The organism is Prolixibacteraceae bacterium (assembly GCA_019720755.1).
Classification (GTDB): domain Bacteria; phylum Bacteroidota; class Bacteroidia; order Bacteroidales; family Prolixibacteraceae; genus Halosquirtibacter; species Halosquirtibacter laminarini.
The window spans coordinates 1,740,004-1,758,463 of record CP081303.1; the positions used below are offsets into that span (position 1 = coordinate 1,740,004).

14 protein-coding genes are annotated in these 18,460 nt (G+C 34.9%); 7 read left to right on the forward strand and 7 right to left on the reverse strand.

From position 1 onward, the window contains the following. Window positions 1-108 precede the first annotated feature (108 nt). The 3 genes from K4L44_07070 to K4L44_07080 all read right to left on the reverse strand — a co-directional run bounded on the left by K4L44_07070 (window position 109) and on the right by K4L44_07080 (window position 4,017). The gene (locus K4L44_07070) at window positions 109-2,178 is read right to left on the reverse strand and encodes a S9 family peptidase (GenBank protein ID QZE15588.1); all 2,070 of its coding nucleotides are present in this window, start codon (window positions 2,176-2,178) and stop codon (window positions 109-111) included. Window positions 2,179-2,289: 111 nt separating this feature from the next. Further along, a complete protein-coding gene (locus K4L44_07075; GenBank protein QZE15589.1) occupies window positions 2,290-3,459 on the reverse strand; it encodes a hypothetical protein in 1,170 nt (389 codons plus the stop codon). 96 nt (window positions 3,460-3,555) lie between these two features. Next, complete coding sequence (locus K4L44_07080) at window positions 3,556-4,017, reverse strand: DUF4494 domain-containing protein (GenBank protein ID QZE15590.1); 462 nt, start codon at window positions 4,015-4,017, stop codon at window positions 3,556-3,558. Window positions 4,018-4,677: 660 nt separating this feature from the next. On the opposite strand from K4L44_07080, the gene K4L44_07085 reads away from it, so the two are divergent. The 3 genes from K4L44_07085 (at window position 4,678) to K4L44_07095 (ending at window position 9,364) form a co-directional block, all read left to right on the forward strand. Next, window positions 4,678-7,395, forward strand: coding sequence for a glycoside hydrolase family 78 protein (locus K4L44_07085; GenBank protein QZE15591.1), 2,718 nt, complete (start codon window positions 4,678-4,680; stop codon window positions 7,393-7,395). A gap of 255 nt (window positions 7,396-7,650) precedes the next feature. Continuing rightward, window positions 7,651-8,442 (forward strand): 5'-nucleotidase C-terminal domain-containing protein, encoded by a 792-nt coding sequence (locus K4L44_07090; GenBank protein ID QZE15592.1) that lies wholly within the window; start codon window positions 7,651-7,653, stop codon window positions 8,440-8,442. Beyond that, window positions 8,432-9,364 carry a metallophosphatase gene (locus K4L44_07095; protein ID QZE15966.1) on the forward strand — a complete coding sequence of 311 codons (933 nt, stop codon included), beginning with the start codon at window positions 8,432-8,434 and terminating at the stop codon, window positions 9,362-9,364. Before K4L44_07090 ends, K4L44_07095 begins: the two co-directional genes overlap by 11 nt. A 142-nt stretch (window positions 9,365-9,506) precedes the next feature. Here K4L44_07095 and K4L44_07100 read toward each other — a convergent pair whose 3' ends face one another. From K4L44_07100 to K4L44_07110, 3 genes are all read right to left on the reverse strand, one after another. Continuing rightward, a complete protein-coding gene (locus K4L44_07100; GenBank protein ID QZE15593.1) occupies window positions 9,507-10,661 on the reverse strand; it encodes a hypothetical protein in 1,155 nt (384 codons plus the stop codon). A 327-nt stretch (window positions 10,662-10,988) separates the two neighbouring features. Continuing rightward, a complete protein-coding gene (locus tag K4L44_07105) occupies window positions 10,989-12,182 on the reverse strand; it encodes a hypothetical protein (protein ID QZE15594.1) in 1,194 nt (397 codons plus the stop codon). 12 nt (window positions 12,183-12,194) lie between these two features. Further along, window positions 12,195-12,389, reverse strand: coding sequence for a cysteine-rich CWC family protein (locus K4L44_07110; GenBank protein ID QZE15595.1), 195 nt, complete (start codon window positions 12,387-12,389; stop codon window positions 12,195-12,197). A 280-nt stretch (window positions 12,390-12,669) separates the two neighbouring features. Here K4L44_07110 and K4L44_07115 point away from each other — a divergent pair, with 280 nt between their 5' ends. Then, window positions 12,670-13,608: a peptidyl-alpha-hydroxyglycine alpha-amidating lyase family protein gene (locus K4L44_07115; GenBank protein ID QZE15596.1), complete on the forward strand. Its 939-nt coding sequence runs from the start codon at window positions 12,670-12,672 to the stop codon at window positions 13,606-13,608. Window positions 13,609-13,815: 207 nt separating this feature from the next. Here K4L44_07115 and ndk read toward each other — a convergent pair whose 3' ends face one another. Next, entirely contained in the window at window positions 13,816-14,238 is a 423-nt protein-coding gene (gene ndk, locus K4L44_07120) for a nucleoside-diphosphate kinase (protein QZE15597.1), read from the reverse strand. 114 nt (window positions 14,239-14,352) lie between these two features. On the opposite strand from ndk, the gene K4L44_07125 reads away from it, so the two are divergent. From K4L44_07125 to K4L44_07135, 3 genes are all read left to right on the forward strand, one after another. Then, a complete protein-coding gene (locus tag K4L44_07125) occupies window positions 14,353-15,393 on the forward strand; it encodes a bifunctional oligoribonuclease/PAP phosphatase NrnA (protein ID QZE15598.1) in 1,041 nt (346 codons plus the stop codon). Then, a complete protein-coding gene (locus K4L44_07130) occupies window positions 15,394-15,993 on the forward strand; it encodes an FKBP-type peptidyl-prolyl cis-trans isomerase (protein ID QZE15599.1) in 600 nt (199 codons plus the stop codon). It abuts the gene before it with no gap. Between the two features lie 92 nt (window positions 15,994-16,085). Beyond that, window positions 16,086-17,039: a septation protein IspZ gene (locus tag K4L44_07135; GenBank protein QZE15600.1), complete on the forward strand. Its 954-nt coding sequence runs from the start codon at window positions 16,086-16,088 to the stop codon at window positions 17,037-17,039. Window positions 17,040-18,460: the final 1,421 nt, after the last annotated feature.

Genomic DNA, 18,460 nt, shown 5'->3' on the forward strand with positions numbered 1-18,460 from the left:
TGATTAATGGGCTTTTTTAGAAAGTTTTTATATTCGAAAAGGTGATGAATAAAAAAGTCATGCTATTTAATAATAACATGACTTTCATTTATAGTTTTAATCTTTCGTTTATTTCTTCAGGTTCTTGTCTAAGAAGTTAAAGAAAACACGTTGCCACAAGATTCCATTTTGAGGTTTAAGAACCCAATGGCATTCGTCTGGAAAGTAAAGAAATTCTGCAGGAACTCCTTTCATGATTGCAGTATTAAAGGCTCCCATTCCTTGAGTGTATGGGATGCGAAAATCTTTTGCACCATGAATCACTAGTATTGGACTATTCCAATTGTCTACAAACTTGTGAGGAGAAAATTCTTTGTAGCTTTTTTGTGCAGCTGCATTGTTCTTATCCCAGTATGGACCTCCTATGTCCCAATTAACAAAGAACATCTCTTCTGTAGTACTATACATCTGATCAAAATTGAAGATACCACAGTGAGAAATGAAGGCGTTGAAACGTTTATTTTGATTGTGTCCAGCAAGATAATATACTGAGTATCCTCCAAAACTTGCACCAACAGCTCCTAAATTGTTTTCATCTACATATGGTAACTTTGCGATGGAATCAATTGCAGAGATATAGTCATCCATACATTGTCCACCATAGTCCTTAGAAATCTCTTCACACCACTTTTGACCAAAACCAGGAAGACCCCTTCTGTTTGGTGCAACAATGATATAATCGTTTGCTGCCATCATTTGAAAGTTCCAACGATATGACCAAAATTGACTTACAGTTCCTTGTGGACCACCTTGACAGTAAAGCAAAGCAGGATATTTTTTATTAGGATCGAAATGAGGAGGATATATAACCCATACTAACTCTTTCTTCCCGTCTGTAGTATTTACCCAGCGTTTTTCTACCTTACCCATTTTTAACTTGTCCATAATAGGTTTTGTAACTTCGGTAATAGCTACATCTTGACCTGTTTTAGTATTTACTTTGTAAAGCTCAGCAGGAGCACTCATAGATACTCTTTGAGCAATAAGGCCATCTTTTGCAATTTGTACAGACTGATAGTTGTGGATTCCGTTTGTAACTCTTCGAATATTGTTTTTTTTCACCGATACTTGATAGATTTCATCTGTTGCATGGATGTCTGAGATTCCGTAGATAGATTTACTGTCATTTGCCCAAACAAGTCCGTGAATAGATTGATCCCATAGAGCAGTAACGTCTTTCTTCTTACCATTCTTAAGAGTCATTACAAAGATACGGTTCTTATCTGCTTCATATCCATCACGCTCCATACTACTCCATGCAATATATTTTCCATTTGGTGAGAATGTAGGAGACTTATCGTATCCCATCATCCCTTCGGTAAGATTTTTGGTTGTCTTATCCTCTATACTATACAGATAAATGTCAGAATTAGTAGAGGTTGCATATTCTTTACCAACAAGCTTTTTACAAGTATATGCAATTGCATTACTCTCTGTATTCCAGTTAATCTCTTCAATTCCTCCAAAAGGTTTCATTGGGGCATCATAGCGTTCGTTTGGCATAATATCCGTTGCAGCACCAATTGTTCCTGTAGTGTAAGCTGCTACAAATATATGATTGTATGTATAATCATGCCAACGATCCCAATGACGGTACATAATATCTGTTTCTAAGCGTGCATTTGCCTTAGGAAGATCAGGATAAAGATCATGAATATCAGCATCTAGTTTTACTGATTTGACGAATAGGATTCTCTTCATGTTTGGACTATATTTGAATCCTTGAATACCCCCGTCAATATCAGTGACTTGTTTATTGTCTGATCCATTTACATCCATTTCCCACATTTGAACAGAACCACTTTTAGATGAAAGGTAACCAATCTTCTTTCCATCAGGGCGCCATTGAATTCCAAATTCATTTTCGGGAGTATGGGTGATTTGTTGAACATCCCCATTTAGATCTTTCACATAGATATCTCTAGAGGCTTTGTTGTCTTTTACGCTATAGTAGCTTACGCCATAAGCTACTCTTTCGCCAGTAGGAGAAACTTGCATATCTCCAATACGTCCAAAAGACCATAAAATTTCAGGAGTCATTACATCATTGTCTTGTTGTCCTTGTGCTTTCGCAATATGAATTGAAAACAGTCCACAAGCCAATAATGAGCATAACAATCGATAGTGAATACGTCTCATTATAGTTTTGTATTAAAATTAACTTATCGACGAAAATACATGATTATAATGAGACGCATTATGAAATTTTGAACTTTTGATGAAAAAAAAGAAAAAACACCTAAAGGCTCTCTATTTATTCACTATTGTAGCTCTCTTGAATACAAAATCTTTAGAAATAGGAAGATGATAAGTGGTGTGTTTTTTGTGTTTATGTCCTCCTATCATTCTGCAAACTTTCATCATCGATGGATTAAAATCTCCAATCCAATTTAATTCAAGAGTTTTGTATGGAAAACCTGGTTGTAATACAATATTTTCGAAATGAACGATCATTGCGGCCTCAATGCCTTTGCCTTGAAATTCAGGTATGACACCAAATATACGACCGATGATTCGATCTATAAACTTACCTCTCTTTATTGAGTATAGAAATTTTAGTTTTTGATACCAACCAAATTTACCGTGAAACGTTTTAAATATTTGTCCAATATCAGGCATCAAGATAAAGAATGATATAGGTTGATCTTTATAAAATCCGAAGATAATAAGACGCTTGTCTATGATCGGCTTGATCAGTTTCATCTGTCGTATGGCTTCTTCTATGGATATAGGTGGGACTCCTTCAAAACTAGCCCATGCTTTATTGTAGATCTCTCGAAAATAATGGGGAAGCATCGGATCTTCTTTCCCTATATTTCGAATGGTATAATCTGTGTTTTGTAGTACTCTTTTCCCCGCTTTGGTGACCAGAGGATGTAGTATATTCGGTTCAAGAGGTCTAAGATAGGTAATCTGATCGAAATAATTAAGAAACCCAAATGATTCAAATAAATTCTTATAATAAGGAGGGTTATATGGCATATTATACACCGGAGGGTGTTCTCCTTCGACTAAGCAGCCCCAAAATTCATCTCTCATTCCAAAGTTTACAGGACCTTCTATTGCTTTCATTCCTTTCGATAGCATCCATCTTTTTGCTGTGTTGAATAGGAGTGATGACACCTCTAAGTTGTCAATAGATTCAAAAAAACCAATTTTACCTATCGTACTATTATTGGGAGCAAAAGCCGCAATACGAGCCATTATATTGTTTTTGTTGTCTCTAACCAACCATAAAGTAAAGTGTCCATTTTGTAACATTTGGTTTTTGGAAGGCAAAATATGCTTTTCCACATCTATGTCAAGAGGGTGTCCCCATAATGGATGATCTTGGTAGATCTTCTTAGCAAAAAGTATGAATTCCTCTACCTTCTTTAGATCCGTTGGATCAATAGACTCGATCGTAAATATATGTTTCATGATCAATTCATCGCAAATAATAAAAAACTTCTTAAAAGATAAAAGACTCTGCATTTATAGATGCAAAGTCTTTTAGTTTAAAAAGAAAATGAGAGATTATGCCTCAGCTTCTTCTCTTGCTGTTTCTCCGTTTGAAAAGTATGGGAAAACATCCATAATTGGACTTTCTGCAACGTTAGGGATTTCAAAATCCACTGTCATACCTTCCATTCCTGATTCAACACGCTCAAAAGCTTGTTTTACATCATTCGCAAGAACCAATACGTGTTGAGAAACTTTTTTCTCTTTTCCGCTATCCTCGTCCACTGAGATAAAAGTAACTTTAGCTTTGAACCAACGATCTCCATCTTCTGTTGGAATGATCTCTGCAATATTGGTTTTTGCGATTTTTGTTACAGTGAACTCACCGCTTATCATTTGTTCAAGCTCTTTATAGATACGACTTTCAGCTTCTGTAAAAGAAACAGCATCAATAAGATATGCTTCATTTACTTTCTTTTCACGTCCAGTCTCGTCTATTTTTACGTATTTAGCTCTACATTCAAACCAAGTATTCATCTGATATTATTTTATATATAAATTATGACTTAATATTTACGTATTATTTTTAGAAGAACAATAGACATAACCAAATCATATCCATTATTTCAATAGAGTTTTCCTCTTGTAAAGGTACAAATATAAGATAAAAAATGAAGAACAAAACCTACAATTATACTATATGATTCAAAGATTATGTTACTGTAATAATTCTTTATTTTGTCTACAAAATAGATAAAAAAGTTGATAAAATAAATAACCTTTGATATAAGTAGGAAAAACAAAAAAGCATATTTCAACGAATGTATGTAACGGATAAAATCATAGGATGTGTTTTCATATACAAAATATATTATTTTTTATTGCTTCATATCATTTTTGGACATCTCTTTTATATGGTTTGACTGATTTAAAATAAGGTGGAAAAACGATAGTGTTTACTCTCTAGTGTTTTTGGTAAAATGAGGAACTGTTGTCAACAAGATTGGTGAATATCATTTTGTGTAATAAAATATTCATTTTGTCTATTTTTCATCGTCTTATAATGAGACATTTTTGTTTCAATGAATGCCCTACATAATAAGTAACCACGAGTGATACATACTTCTTACTTGTTGAGTAGGGAATAGCAAGCGATAAAAATCGTATCCAATATCTTCAACAACTAACTTTATTTGTATGAATATCAAAAAAACTAGAAAGTTTATACTTTCATTTTTATTAATTTTTAGCTTCTCTATTCCGATATGTATTGCAGATCGTATTCAGGTTATTGACACCAAAACAGATGGACAACGAGATCCTGTAGGTATAGATAGCACTGCTCCTATATTCTCATGGAAAATGAGGTCGAAACAGAGAGGAAAGAAGCAGCAAGGCTACCAAATACAGGTCCGATCTGCAGAGGATGAAATATTATGGGATAGTGGTAAGGTTCTATCCGATAATAATATACGGGTAAAATATAATGGTTTGAACTTACGTTACAATCACCAATATTGTTGGCGAGTTAGAGTTTGGGATAATGATAATAAAAAGAGCTCTTGGAGTAAATATAGCTATTTTCATACAGGGATAATGATGGAGAGTCAGTGGAAAGCGAAATGGATCACAACGAAACAAAACATCTACTCCCCAATATATTTAAAAACATTTGATCTAGTCTCCATACCTCAAAATGCTTTTTGTTATGTGAATTGTCAAGGCTTTTTTGAACTGTATATCAATGGACAAAAAGTAGGTGACGATGTTTTGTCTCCCGCCGTGAGCGATTATCGATATGAAAATTATTATCTCACATATGATATTGGAAAGTATTTAAAGAAGGGTGAAAATACTATAGGGATATGGACAGGTAGAGGATGGTACTCTAAAGGCTTACCGGATGTGAATTATTCTTCGGCAATGTTTCGGTTGCAAGCACATTTGAGCACATCTGATCGTGAAATGCTGATACTTAGTAATGAAGATTGGAAATATTCTAAAAGTAACCTTCAATCAATAGGGGCATGGAGATGGAATAATATGGGAGGAGAAGTTCTTGATGATCGTATATCAATGAGTAAGTGGACCGAAAGAGCCCAAGATTTTCAATGGCATGCTGTGCGTGTTGTGCCTTCATCTGATGCACTTACTACATCACAAGCTTGTCCGAGGAATATTAAGACTGATCGAATAAAAGCAATAGATGTCACTCCAATAAAAAAAGGCATTTGGTTAATTGATTTTGGAAAAAACTTTACAGGATGGATGAAAATGAAGATTAAAAATCAATCTGTTGGGGATACGATAGATTTTATATATTCTGACTATTGTGATCAAACACCTACTCAAGTATCCAAATATAGATGGGACTTCGGAATAAAGAATATTCCTCAGAGGGATGCTTATATTTGTTCAAATAGAGAAGAAGGAGAGTTTTGTTCTAAGTTTAATTATCATGCCTTTCGATATGTCGTTGTGCAGGGGCTTTTATATAAGCCTAACGTAAGTGATTTTGAAGGAATTATGATTGAGTCTGATTTAGATAAGATTGGAGACTTTGACTCTTCAGATAGTGATTTAAATGCGATATATAGGTTGAATCGTTTCACCTATCGTTGCTTAGACAATGGTGGTTATTTTGTCGATTGTCCACATCGAGAGCGTTTAGGCTATGGGGGAGATGGTCAAGTTGCGATAGAAACAGGAACATATAGTTTCGACACCTACAACTTCTATAAAAAATGGGCAAGAAATTGGTTGGACAACCAACAAAGTAATGGCGATTTTAAACATACTGCTCCATCTCCATACGAAGCTGGAGGCGGTCCTGCATGGGGAGGAATGGGAGTTGTCCTTCCTTGGAAAATATATAGAAACTATGGTGATACTCTCTTCCTTAAAAATGCTTTCCCTTCGATGTGCAAATATGTATCCTTTCTTGAGTCAAAAAGTGTAGATGGAGTATTAAGGCATTATGGACATGAAAAATGGGGTTTTATAGGCGACTGGTTACCTCCAAAACGAAGGGGAAATAAGGAGTATCATATTACGAATGAAGACCGGGCTCTATTTAATAATTGTTATTTAGCATATCTGTATCAGATACTTTCTAAGTCGGCATCTGTATTGGGAGACGATTCTCTAGAACTGAAATATATAGAGTTGCAAAAAAGACTAAGTACTAAAATAGATGATCTTTTTTATGATGATAAGAAAGCTGTATTTGCTAATGGAGGACAATCCTATCTAGCCTTCCCGTTATTGATGAATATTCCATTGACAGCCAATTATGAAAAGGTCTTTAAAGAATTAGAATATGATATTCAAATTCGCAATGAAGGACATCTAGATACAGGAATGCTTGGTACTTATTTTATGCTAGATCTTTTAGCAAAGTCAGGACGTTCTGATTTAGTCTATTTAATGATGAAACAAAAGAGTTATCCTGGTTGGGGATATATGTTGTCAAAAGGGGCTAATACATGTTGGGAACACTGGGATGGTCGTTGGTCTAACATTCATGCTTGTTTCGTTTCAGGAGGAGGTTGGTTTTATCAAGGAGTTGCAGGAATAGGTCAACAAGAAAATTCTGCTGGTTTTAAAAAGATACTAATCAAGCCGCAATTGGTTGACTCAATAAGACATCAAAATACCTTTTTTATATCTCCATATGGTAAAATATCTGTTGAATGGAACCGAAATAATAAAGACCAATTGCAGTATAATATTGAGATTCCCGTAAATACGGAAGCAAAACTATTTTTACCTGTTACTAGAGAGAAAGTTATTTTGGAATCAGGGAGTGCTTTGGGAGATGAAATATCGATTATAGATCGAACTCAAGAGATGATAATATTATCGATACCTTCAGGGAAATACACTTTTGATATTAAGAATCATACAAATTATTGACGTTATATCGCTTCACAAAATAAATTAATAAGAATTTTTGTTGTCTGAACTAAAATTTGGAATAGTTTGGCTGGAATAAACCAATTGATCTAATTATCAGTTGTATATATGTAATGACTCAATTTCTAAAATGTCGTTTATGACTTTTTTGTACCTTGAGATGAAAATTCTCTTTTTAATATCTAACAAATGTTAGGTTATTGTAAAGAATTGACCATTATATTTGTACTCTTTTTTTATGTTAAAATTGATAATATGGTAAAGATATTGAACCGATACCTTTCTCGATGGTATTTAGCCGCATTTTTGTGGGGGTTGCTGGGAACAAGTTGTTCTACTAATACAGAGCCTTATAGTTATAAAAAAGCATCATATAAGTATTATTTAGTAGATAATAACTATGATAGTGAGAACAAGGTCTCTAATCTTATTAAGCCTTATCGTGATAAGCTAAATAAAGATATGAATCGTGTGATTGGAGAAGCTTCTGTAAATATGTTTAAGGGAAGACCAGAAGCTTTATTATCTAATTTTTGTGCAGATCTTCTCTTGTCGGAAGGCAAGGCATATGCTAAGACGCATGCAGAGGTCGATCGTATTGATTTTTCTATGCTAAACAATGGTGGTCTGCGTGTCCCTATAAGTAAGGGCAAAATAACCGTTGAGAATATCTTTCAGTTGATGCCTTTTGAAAATGAAGTAGTATTGCTTCAGTTGAGTGGTGCTCAGGCAAAACAGTTTTTAAATTATATTGCTTATCGAGGAGGCGAATCGGTGTCGGGAGTCCGATTTGTAATTCATGATAAGAAGGCAGACAAGGTCTTGTTAAACAATCAAAAGTTAAATTCCTCAAAAATGTATTGGTTGATCACTAGTGATTATATCGCAGATGGTGGAGACGGTTCAGGAGCTCTTAAGAAAGCCAACAAGAGAATAAACACTGGAATTAAGTTGAGAGATCTATTCATTACATATATAGAGAATCAAACAAAAGAAGGGAATAATATTACATCAAAACTAGATGGGAGAATTCAAAATGGAAAATAGAAGATCATTTTTAAAGAAAGCTGGAGTTTTAACTACATCTGCTTTAACTGCATCTGCTGTTGGAAGCCATGTTATTGCGGGTAATTCTCAAAACACAAGTAAGTTAACACTATTACATACGAACGATTTCCACTCTCATGTAGATCCTTTCCCTGAAGATGCAGCGAGATATGCTGGTAAAGGAGGTCTTGAACGTAGAGCAAATTTAGTACAAAAGATTCGAAACGAGGGAAATGAAGTGCTGTTGTTAGATGCTGGGGATATCTTCCAAGGGACTCCTTACTTCAACTATTTTAAAGGAAAGGTCGAACTTGAATGTATGAGTCTAATGGGCTATGATGCTGCGACTCTTGGAAATCATGAATTTGACAATGGATTAAGAGGGATTGATAGCCAGTTGCAACATGCTGACTTCCCATTTGTATGTTCAAATTATGATTTCACAAATACAATACTAAACGGAAAGACTAAGGAGTTTTTAATTCTGAATAAGGGAGATGTTAAGGTTGGAATCTATGGATTAGGAGTAGATTTTGATGGGTTGGTCTTAGAACGTAATTATGGCGAGACTATCTTTAAAGATCCGTTAGAGACTGCCTTAAAGATGGAGAAGATGCTAAAAGAAGAACATCAGTGCGATCTGATCGTCTGTCTTTCTCATATTGGTTATAAATATAAGACAGATCGTATCTCTGACATGATGGTAGCTGCTTCTACTTTATATACCAATGTGATTATTGGTGGTCATACGCATACTTTTCTTGATAAGCCTTCTATTGTTGAGAATAAGAAAAGGGAGAAGGTGATTGTGAGTCAAACAGGATGGGCTGGGATACAACTTGGACGTATTGATATAGAGTTTGTTCCAAGTAAAAATCCTGTATACCATTCCTCCATGGTGGAGATTGGGATAGATTCTTAGATTATCGTGCCTATAGTATATGTAAAAGACCGTTTTATTGGTTATTTATTGCATAACATACAATATTAAAAAAGAGAGCTCTTCCCACAAGAACTCTCTTTTTTAATATTGATTATATTTTTCTACTTGAGTGGGGTGATGTTTATTCTAAGCCATATTTCTGCCAAAGAAGTTTTGTTAAAGAAACGATATCTTTGTGTTGTTTAGATTCTTCTTCCGTTGGTGTTTTACGATGATCCACCTCTTTGTTACCATTTCTGTCCATGTTCTTCTCTGTCCACTTCCATACATTGCTATTATCCCACTCTTCCCCGCTAGTCTCTTTTGCCGCAGGGTAGGGAGGAAGGGCTTTGTAGTGTTGGGCCGTTTTAGATATTAAATCCGTAATTTGATATACAATTTTAGCTTGCGCTTTACTAGGATCTCCATCATGACTAAATCCCATAGAGTGAAGTAGTTCATGGGTCATCACATAAAATAAACTGCTCGGTGAGATTGCAACATTTCCTAAAACAATATTTAAGGGATAAAAATACTTGTATGGATAAGCATATTCCCCTTCAGTTATACCTGTAAAATGATCCGAAGTTATAATTACAGGATCCATAACATTCTTAGGATTAAGAATCTGTAGTCGAGCATAAAGGTATTGTGGGAAATACTTAGATGGACCTAAAGTTGCTTGCCAATGTCCTCCATCAGTTGAGTAGGTCTTTGCTTTATCTTCAATAATGTATAAATCACTATTTTTAGATAGCTCTATATCATATGCAGGATCAAGTTGTGGTTTTATATAGCCAGAGTTAAAATTATATCCTACGGTTTTTATGATGGTAACCTCTGCTTTTCTATCTGTTAGATCTTCGATAACTTTCTCAGTTGGGATCGTATGTATTTTTGAATTATAAAATTGGCCCCAATTTGAAGAGTAATCGATATATTGATTACTCTCTTTAAGCTGTTGCTTAAAATATTCTGAATTATACATTACCCGAATCATCGAATACATGAAAAGATAGTAACGTTTCTCTTCATCAGACCAAGAGCTAAGTTTTACTTGCTTACCATTTAAAAGAGGTATTGGATTGTATAGTGGATCATCGGTCGTTTTACCAACCACTTCAAAACCTTTGATCACAAGACCTTTAAATATTGGCATCTCTTTGTCGTAATCGTCTAACGTTTTTTCGGTTACAACAGGAAGTGTGGGCGGAGTTTCACTTTCTTCTTTGATTGGATCGCTACTGCATGACATCATCATAACAATCGAACAGATTAAAAGTAATTTGTTTTGCATATAATCTATGTTAGTTCATAAAATAAGTGCCAATATTAATAGTTTTTAGTGAAAAAAGTGTTGTATTGCATGAATAATATTTTGTTAAATAGAATTGATTGTTTGTAATCAAATCCTCTTTTAAATATATGATATAAAATTTTGCACCCTTTGATTATATGATGTAGAATCTTTGTTATCAGGATGTAATGCAATTAATAATGTCGCTCATTAATAAAGCTGCTAGGGTTGAAAAGTAGTAAAATATAAAAAGGTGTGATATCCATTGAATTTGATATCACACCTTTTTGCTAATTGATCAAAAGTGATTGGGTGAGAAACTCCTTGTTATTTTTGTAACTTATTTGATAGTTCAATAAAAAGAGAGTTATCGATCCAATTATAGAATGTAATCCAATCTTCTTGCTTTTTGTTTTTTGGCATATGTTTTAGAATCTCTTCTTGTTCTATATCAATTACCTTTTTAATTCCATCTTGAGGATTCAAGTATGCATTTAGGTTCATGTATTTATACCCAGAGGATCTCTTAATAGGATAAATTCGACTCTTGGCTTTCACACACAAGTCAGATAAAGGGGCTTTTGTTTTTTGGTCAGGAGAGATCATACAAGATGGTAATTTGTTGTCATCAGTCAAACGAATAGGAATTGCAGGGGTGGATAGGGGGAAGGCGATGGTGCTCCACATGGTAGTCTCTCCTTTTTGTTCTGGAGAACTAATTCCTTCGATGGTGATGGCAGATGCAGTTTCATGTCTACATATTAGATCTCCATTATTTACAAAAGGAGCTGAATTATAATCTTTATATTTAGCATAGTCCGTCTTTAGTAGACTATGATAAAGAGAACGTGACGTTTCAGTTGCAATCTCCTCTGCATCTAACCTGTTTTTGCTGTCTAAATCAAAGAGAAGCTCGGTAGCTGTTTCGAAACGAATAAAGCCATATCCTATATCTTTTTTCCCAGTATAGGAGTAGTTCGTTCTGATAATATACCCATTAGGAGCATGCATTGGGTTGTTGGCATCGAATTTAACGAAGTGGTCGTTGTCTGTTTCATAATATGCAGCACCCCCATTGGCATCAATGACACCAAAATTGGCATTTAATCCCCATGGTTTAGGCAACTTCTTAAGCATTTTCTCAAAATCTTTTAAGCTTTTGCAGTTTTGGAGGGCTTTTTTCATGACAATCCCTTCTTGGTCACAAAACTTTGTTGGTTTATCTAAATTGGTGTTGTAAGAGGCTGAGTTCATAATTGCAAACCCATATTCATTATAACCTCCCCAGACCATGGAGTTGGCATCTTTTAATGCATTTGTAAGAGCTACACAACGATATTTTCCATCCTCAAAGATCTGAATCTTATTGTAAAGGCTTTGAGTATCGCGAACTTTCCATATAATTGGACGACCACTCTTTGTGTATTTTCCAGATATAACAGCGGTAGTACAAGCCATTGTAGGAACCAGCATGATGCTTAGAATTGCAGTAAGAATGGGGGTAAGGATTTTTATTTTCATACTATATTTATATTATTGGTTTTGAATATTCTGGTTGTTGGAGGATTGAAGTGCTTCTGTACATTTTTTACAAAGGCAATCGTTGAAATTATTACTTATGTAATGATATGTAACCTTATCAATCTTTACTTTACTACACCAACAAGATTCTATTTTATCGTGACAACACTCGAAAGTTTCATGACAACGGGGGCATCTTTTCTGCATCTCTCTTCAATGATTTTGTTCGAAAATATGAATAAATAATCTAAGAATATATGATCATTCTAAGGGTTACAAATATATCGACATTCTACATTATTCGGTGCTTTACAAATTAAAAACACCAAAGATTTAGACTTTAATACGATATTGCACCTTTTTAGGAAAATGTGAACCTCTTATTTATCGTGTTAAATGGAAGTGGAACTGCTTTTTTAAGCAAAAGCTTAGTTTTTTTTGTAGCATTGTTATAAGAAACATAATCAATAATAACAATCATATAAATATGGCAAAGAGAAGAGAATTTTTGAAGGTTGCTTTCGCTGCAGGTGTTGGTGCCACTTTTTTTGCATCTTGTTCTGGAGATGAGAAAAAAGCATGTTCAAAAAAGAACTATAGTGTTGTTGCTTCATGGCCAAAAGCAGGAGATCAGATAACCGAAGTAGGAGTGACAGGAGTTACACAACTTCCTAATGGACATATACTATATTCGGGAGGAGATATTGCCAATCCGATGATTGAGCTGGATAAAGAGGGAAACCTTGTACGTAAATGGGGAGGAGATGTTATAACACTAAAGCACGAAGTGCGTTGCTTGGGGGATAAAATATTTATTACAGATATAGGCTCTCACCAAATTCATCAATTTGATTTGAAAGGCAACCTTCTTCAATCGTGGGGTGTGAAGAACGAGCCAGGAACCGATCATCTTCGTTTTAATAAACCAACAGATATTGCATTGGCTCCGAGTGGAGACTATTATGTAAGCGATGGTTATAAGAATAATCGTGTGGTCTGTTTGGATAAAAATGGAAAATACAAATTTGAGTGGGGACAGAAAGGGGTAGAACCTGGACAATTTAATATCCCTCACAATATTGGAGTGGATCGCAAAGGACATGTGTATGTTGCAGATCGAAAGAATGCAAGGGTACAGGTCTTTGAATTGGATGGCAAATTTGTAACCTCTTGGGATTGGTTTAGTCGTCCGTTTGGAATATTTGTCGCAGATGATGGAAATATCTATGTGAGTGATGGAGGAGCAGACAAACCACAGTGTGTCTCTATTGTCACCCCTGAGGGAAAGGTGCTTCAAACAATCGGATCTACTGGCTCTAAAAAAGGTCAATTTGATATTCCTCATTCTCTTTATGTGGCGAATGATGGAGCATTGTTTGTGGCAGAGGGAACCAATAAACGTGTACAAAAATTTGTGATCAAATAGATCTGTTTATTTTATTAAGTCAAAGCTTTCAGAAGGAGGAGGTTTGAATATAAGAAGCATCCTCTTTTAAGATTTGACTAAAGTGAAGATTGTATTTCAACGAGTGGTTGTCTTTTCGTTTTGAAAATAAAGTTGAAAGTGAACTTTTGTTGTTTTTAACTATTTGGGATACAAGGGGGTGTCGTAAACGACATTCCCTTGTGTAATTTAAAATATCTCAGTCTGATTGAAGAAAAAAGAGGCTTCAATCTGAGCATTATCATTTGAGTCTGATCCATGAACTGCATTATGAGACAGAGACTCTGCGAAAAGTTTTCGAATGGTCCCTTCTTCTGCTTTATCAGGATCTGTTGCTCCTATTAATGCTCTGAAATCAGTTACCGCATTCTCCTTCTCAAGAATTGCAGCAACGATAGGTCCTGAAGACATAAAAGAGATTAAGTCATCAAAGAAAGGCTTCCCCTCATGGATGGCATAAAACTTACGAGCCAGATCTACACTAAGATGAGTTAGTTTCATTGCTTTGATACGGAATCCATTCTCATTGATAATTCCTAGAATAGGACCGATATGATTTTTCTTTACCGCTCCCGGCTTTATCATAGTTAAAGTGATGTCGTTCTTATGCATATTAAATTAAAGGTTTTATATTAGCCTTATAAAAATAAAAAAATAGCGGTGAAAACTCGTCACACAAAGGGAACTTTTTTATATTTGTTGGTATAATAGTTTTGAAATAATAATATGCAGAGATTTGAACCCAAGCTTCTGGAACAGGCGAAAAAGCTTTTATCTAGTTTTAATAAAATTGTTATAGTGCCTCATACCAATCCTGATGGTGATGCGATGGGAGCTTCTATAGGCCTACATTATGTGTTGACTGCTTTGGGGAAGAGTGTTACTATTGTATCTCCAACTGATTTTCCTGAATATTTAAAATGGACTGACGTAAGTAAGGAGGTCGTTATCTTTGAATGGGAGAATGCCAAAGCCAAGAGAGTAATGCGCCATGCGGAGATGATTGTGTATCTAGACTTTAATGATATTAAAAGAACGGGATCGATGGAGAATGAGCTTGTTGCTCTAAACAAACCGTCGATCATGATTGATCATCACCCTTACCCAAAAGATATTGCGATTTACTCATTTAGTGACACGACCTCTAGTTCTACATGTGAGTTGGTAGTGGATTTTGTTTATGAGTGTGGCTGGAAGGAGAGTTTGTGTCGAACAGGTGCATCTTCTCTTTTTATGGGGATTCTTACGGATACTGGTGGTTTTGCTCACAACTCTTCCAATCCTAACCTATACCGTGTGGTAGGATTGTTGATGGAGAAGAAGGTGGATAAAGATTATATCTATTCCAAGGTGTTTCATCAGTTTAGCGCAAATCGACTTCGCTTAATGGGATATGCTATTTCCGAAAAGATGACTGTTCTAGAGGATTTAAGTGTTTCATATATCACGTTGACAAAAGAGGAATTGGAGAAATATCAATTTCAGTCGGGAGATACGGAGGGTGTAGTGAATGAACCACTACAGATAAAAGGAATGGTCTGTTCTGTCTTATTCATGGAAAAAGATGGATTTATAAAGATCTCGTTCCGCTCTAAAGGAGACTTCCCCGTAAATGAAATATCAGAGAAGTACTTTCATGGTGGTGGTCACTTAAATGCAGCTGGAGGAAGAAGTAATGGTACTCTATTGGAAGCTACTCAAAAGTTTGAGAAGGTCATTCAAGAGTATCGCGAATTATTGATTAATGAAATGCAAAAGCTAAAATAGATGAATAGAACAAAAACAGTAAATAAGTTTCTTAGTATTATCATGTTTTCCCTACTGGTGTCATGTTTTTCCTGTAAGAAAACTACGAACCAAGAGTTACGTGATCAAGAGTTGTCATTGAGAACTGGATATATCGAGAAGTATCATCGAAATGAGATCCCAGTTTATCGTGGAGTGTATGTTATTCCAGACAAGAATCAACCAAAGGATCAGGTAAAAGATGCTATTGTGGATAAAGATGTGGTTCGAGTTTACTATGAAGGATATCTTTTGGAACAGACCAAAGATGGTGTGAATATCAAAAAAGAACGTTTTGATGGGAACTTTGATTATAAAACAGGAAAAGAAAAGTATGATCCTTATACCGTTACTGTAGTGGATCAAGAGCTTCATCAGAGTGCACGTACTACAGAGATCTCTGGTTGGCATGTTGCTCTTACTCATATGCATATTGGAGAGAGAGCAGAAGTGATTATTCCATCCTCCCAAGCTTATAGTATCAAAGGTAACGGATCTATTGGACCATACCAAACATTGGTGTTCTTTATGGAGGTAAAAGAGAAGGCTAGTAGTAGCTCGGAAGAACCAATTGTTGAATAGTGACCTTTTTAATGCAAAATATATAGAAAGTGAAAAAGAGAAGCATTTGTAGGGTGTTTCTCTTTTTTTTTACAAAAAAACTAATTTAAGTAATGAATGACGGATTAAAAAAATTAATACCAGGACTTATTCCTCTTTTGGTATTTATTATTGCAGATGCTATTTGGGGGCCACAGATTGGAGTGATTGTTGCTCTTGTTATTGGTGTTTTAGAGCTTTTGATCGTCTATATTCGTGATCGTATCATTGATCGCTTTATACTTCTTGATACCGCGATACTTGTCCTTTTCTCCTCTTTGTCTCTGATCACTCATGATGAGATATTTTTTAAGCTAAAGCCTGCTTTTATGGAGTCGTTTTTAGTGGTTGTGATTGGGATTTCTGTTTTCACATCAAAGAACCTTATTCTGATGATGTCTCGTCGTTTTATGCCTACGGAGATTGGTGGCGATCAGGAAGCGATGATGAAAAAGATGATGATTCCTCTCTTTTGGATGATGTTAGTCCATGTGTTTATGATTGTGTATGCAGCATATTTTATGTCGAATGAATGGTGGGGATTTATAAGTGGTGTCCTGTTTTATGTGATTGTTCTATCTTACATGGCTTTCTTTATGCTTCGTAATCGATGGAGGGTCAAAAAGATGCAGCGTACTGTTCCATTTTTTGATGCAAACAATGGGATGAAGTCTTCTTCAGGAAAATTTACTCCTAGTTATATTCAGATTCGTCTCTTTTTAACGAACCAGTCTAAAGAGTCTGTGTATCTAAAGAATGAGGGGGATATTGCAAGTTTTACTGGTAATGTCTCTTCCAAAGAGGGAATAGAAGCCCAAATTGGACATTGGATTGGTGGGGAATTAGGACTATCATCTATGCAAGTCCAATTGGCAAATGAGTATAACCTGAGAGCAAAACAAGATAAGATTATTCTTGTCGTTTGGGCTATATGTGAAGATGACTTCTCTTTAGGGAGTGAATGGAAAGCTTATGCAGTACAAGAACTCTCTTCAAATATGATGTTTGACCTTAAGTCGTTCACATAGTTTCAATTTCGATTCAATATATAAAAGAGACAGACAAATCTATCGGGTTGGTTTGTCTCTTTTTTTATTTTGAGAGTCTTTGGAATCAAATAAGTAAAAGATTGTTTATCTATTGCCTTCTGGAATAACTCGATTCTCCCTTTCTAGTTATATGCCTATCATTCTATTACTTAGGAAGATCTTGCGATGAATTACTCTTTTAACACCTAACTCTTTTTGTGTACTCCATATGGTTTCCTTATTTATGATTAGGTCCTATTATATCCTATAGTAACGGGGCTCTTAATCCCATTTACAATCTTCTAACCAAAGTATTTACAACGTTTTTCTACCTTAGATTGTATACGTGTAGATGATACTTCCGATACCCTTTGGTTACTCCTAGAGTAACCAAAGGGTATCGGAAGTGTAACTAAAGGGTATCGGAAGTACCTATCATGTTAGTATAAGGGGAGAGTGTATCTATTTCAAAATTTTGTTTAGGGCTTATCTTATCGATTATAAATAATAGTTCTTTTTATTCAAGATTATATCCTTTTTTGCTTCTGTTTGAAGCAGACATTCTTTGAGGATGGGAACTAAAGTCGATAGAAAACATCGTATAGTGAAATTAGAGACTCGTATTTAAGATATTTTCTGTTCGGTATTTCATTTTTTTTAAATTGAATGGGAGGGTAACTCTTTTGTTGCTATCGTTCTCTTCAAAGATGTAAATTTCTTTTTGTCTATTCTGAACGACCTCTTTTCCCTATTAGCAGGGGTTTTCTTGTCTGTGTATCCTTTTTATCATGGTTCATTTCTTTTATTTTCCATTTCTCCCTCTATAATTACAAAAAATAGAACCTTATAATCGCTTCTTTTATGTAGTGTAAGTTGTTGCCATTTAGGTATCTATGGTTAAAAATGAACTCTTTTAAAGTCCCAATGAGTGGGCTATTTGTTTGGGTTTATATCATAGGCTTGATTAAGCTTCTCTATTTCAGATAAAAATAGGAGTAGAGAAGAGTGAAACTATTTTTACCATGTTTTCATTTGAATTTTATGAAGGGACTGGGGGAATTATAACATCCCAGAGATTCTATAGTACACTCCTTCAAGAGTTGTTTATGTTGTGCTCTATGGATAGGTGATAAAAAGGGGTAGGAGAGACCTGATTACAAATGTGAATAAATATACACGCAGTTAAGATGGATGATTTTGGTTACATCTGTAGTGTTCTCGTAACACAATAAGGTTGTTTACAAGTGTAATTGAGCTATCTCAAGGTAGAGAAAAAAATATGGAGATATATATTACATTTGTATGTGAAGTTAAATGTTAGTGATATAATATATTAATAATCAGTGTTTTTGTTGTGGTTATATGATAAGATACTTTAGTTGTGTGTGATTGGTTGATTACATTTGTGAATGATTTGTGAG

Bases quoted from the DNA above. Each gene is read 5' to 3' on its own strand.
- K4L44_07115 (QZE15596.1), top strand. From the start codon at position 12,670: ATGGCAAAGAGAAGAGAATTTTTGAAGGTTGCTTTCGCTGCAGGTGTT.
- K4L44_07110 (QZE15595.1), bottom strand. From the start codon at position 12,389: ATGCAGAAAAGATGCCCCCGTTGTCATGAAACTTTCGAGTGTTGTCAC.
- K4L44_07090 (QZE15592.1), top strand. From the start codon at position 7,651: ATGGTAAAGATATTGAACCGATACCTTTCTCGATGGTATTTAGCCGCA.
- K4L44_07075 (QZE15589.1), bottom strand. From the start codon at position 3,459: ATGAAACATATATTTACGATCGAGTCTATTGATCCAACGGATCTAAAG.
- K4L44_07130 (QZE15599.1), top strand. From the start codon at position 15,394: ATGAATAGAACAAAAACAGTAAATAAGTTTCTTAGTATTATCATGTTT.
- K4L44_07080 (QZE15590.1), bottom strand. From the start codon at position 4,017: ATGAATACTTGGTTTGAATGTAGAGCTAAATACGTAAAAATAGACGAG.
- K4L44_07125 (QZE15598.1), top strand. From the start codon at position 14,353: ATGCAGAGATTTGAACCCAAGCTTCTGGAACAGGCGAAAAAGCTTTTA.
- K4L44_07105 (QZE15594.1), bottom strand. From the start codon at position 12,182: ATGAAAATAAAAATCCTTACCCCCATTCTTACTGCAATTCTAAGCATC.
- K4L44_07135 (QZE15600.1), top strand. From the start codon at position 16,086: ATGAATGACGGATTAAAAAAATTAATACCAGGACTTATTCCTCTTTTG.
- K4L44_07085 (QZE15591.1), top strand. From the start codon at position 4,678: ATGAATATCAAAAAAACTAGAAAGTTTATACTTTCATTTTTATTAATT.
- ndk (QZE15597.1), bottom strand. From the start codon at position 14,238: ATGCATAAGAACGACATCACTTTAACTATGATAAAGCCGGGAGCGGTA.
- K4L44_07100 (QZE15593.1), bottom strand. From the start codon at position 10,661: ATGCAAAACAAATTACTTTTAATCTGTTCGATTGTTATGATGATGTCA.
- K4L44_07070 (QZE15588.1), bottom strand. From the start codon at position 2,178: ATGAGACGTATTCACTATCGATTGTTATGCTCATTATTGGCTTGTGGA.
- K4L44_07095 (QZE15966.1), top strand. From the start codon at position 8,432: ATGGAAAATAGAAGATCATTTTTAAAGAAAGCTGGAGTTTTAACTACA.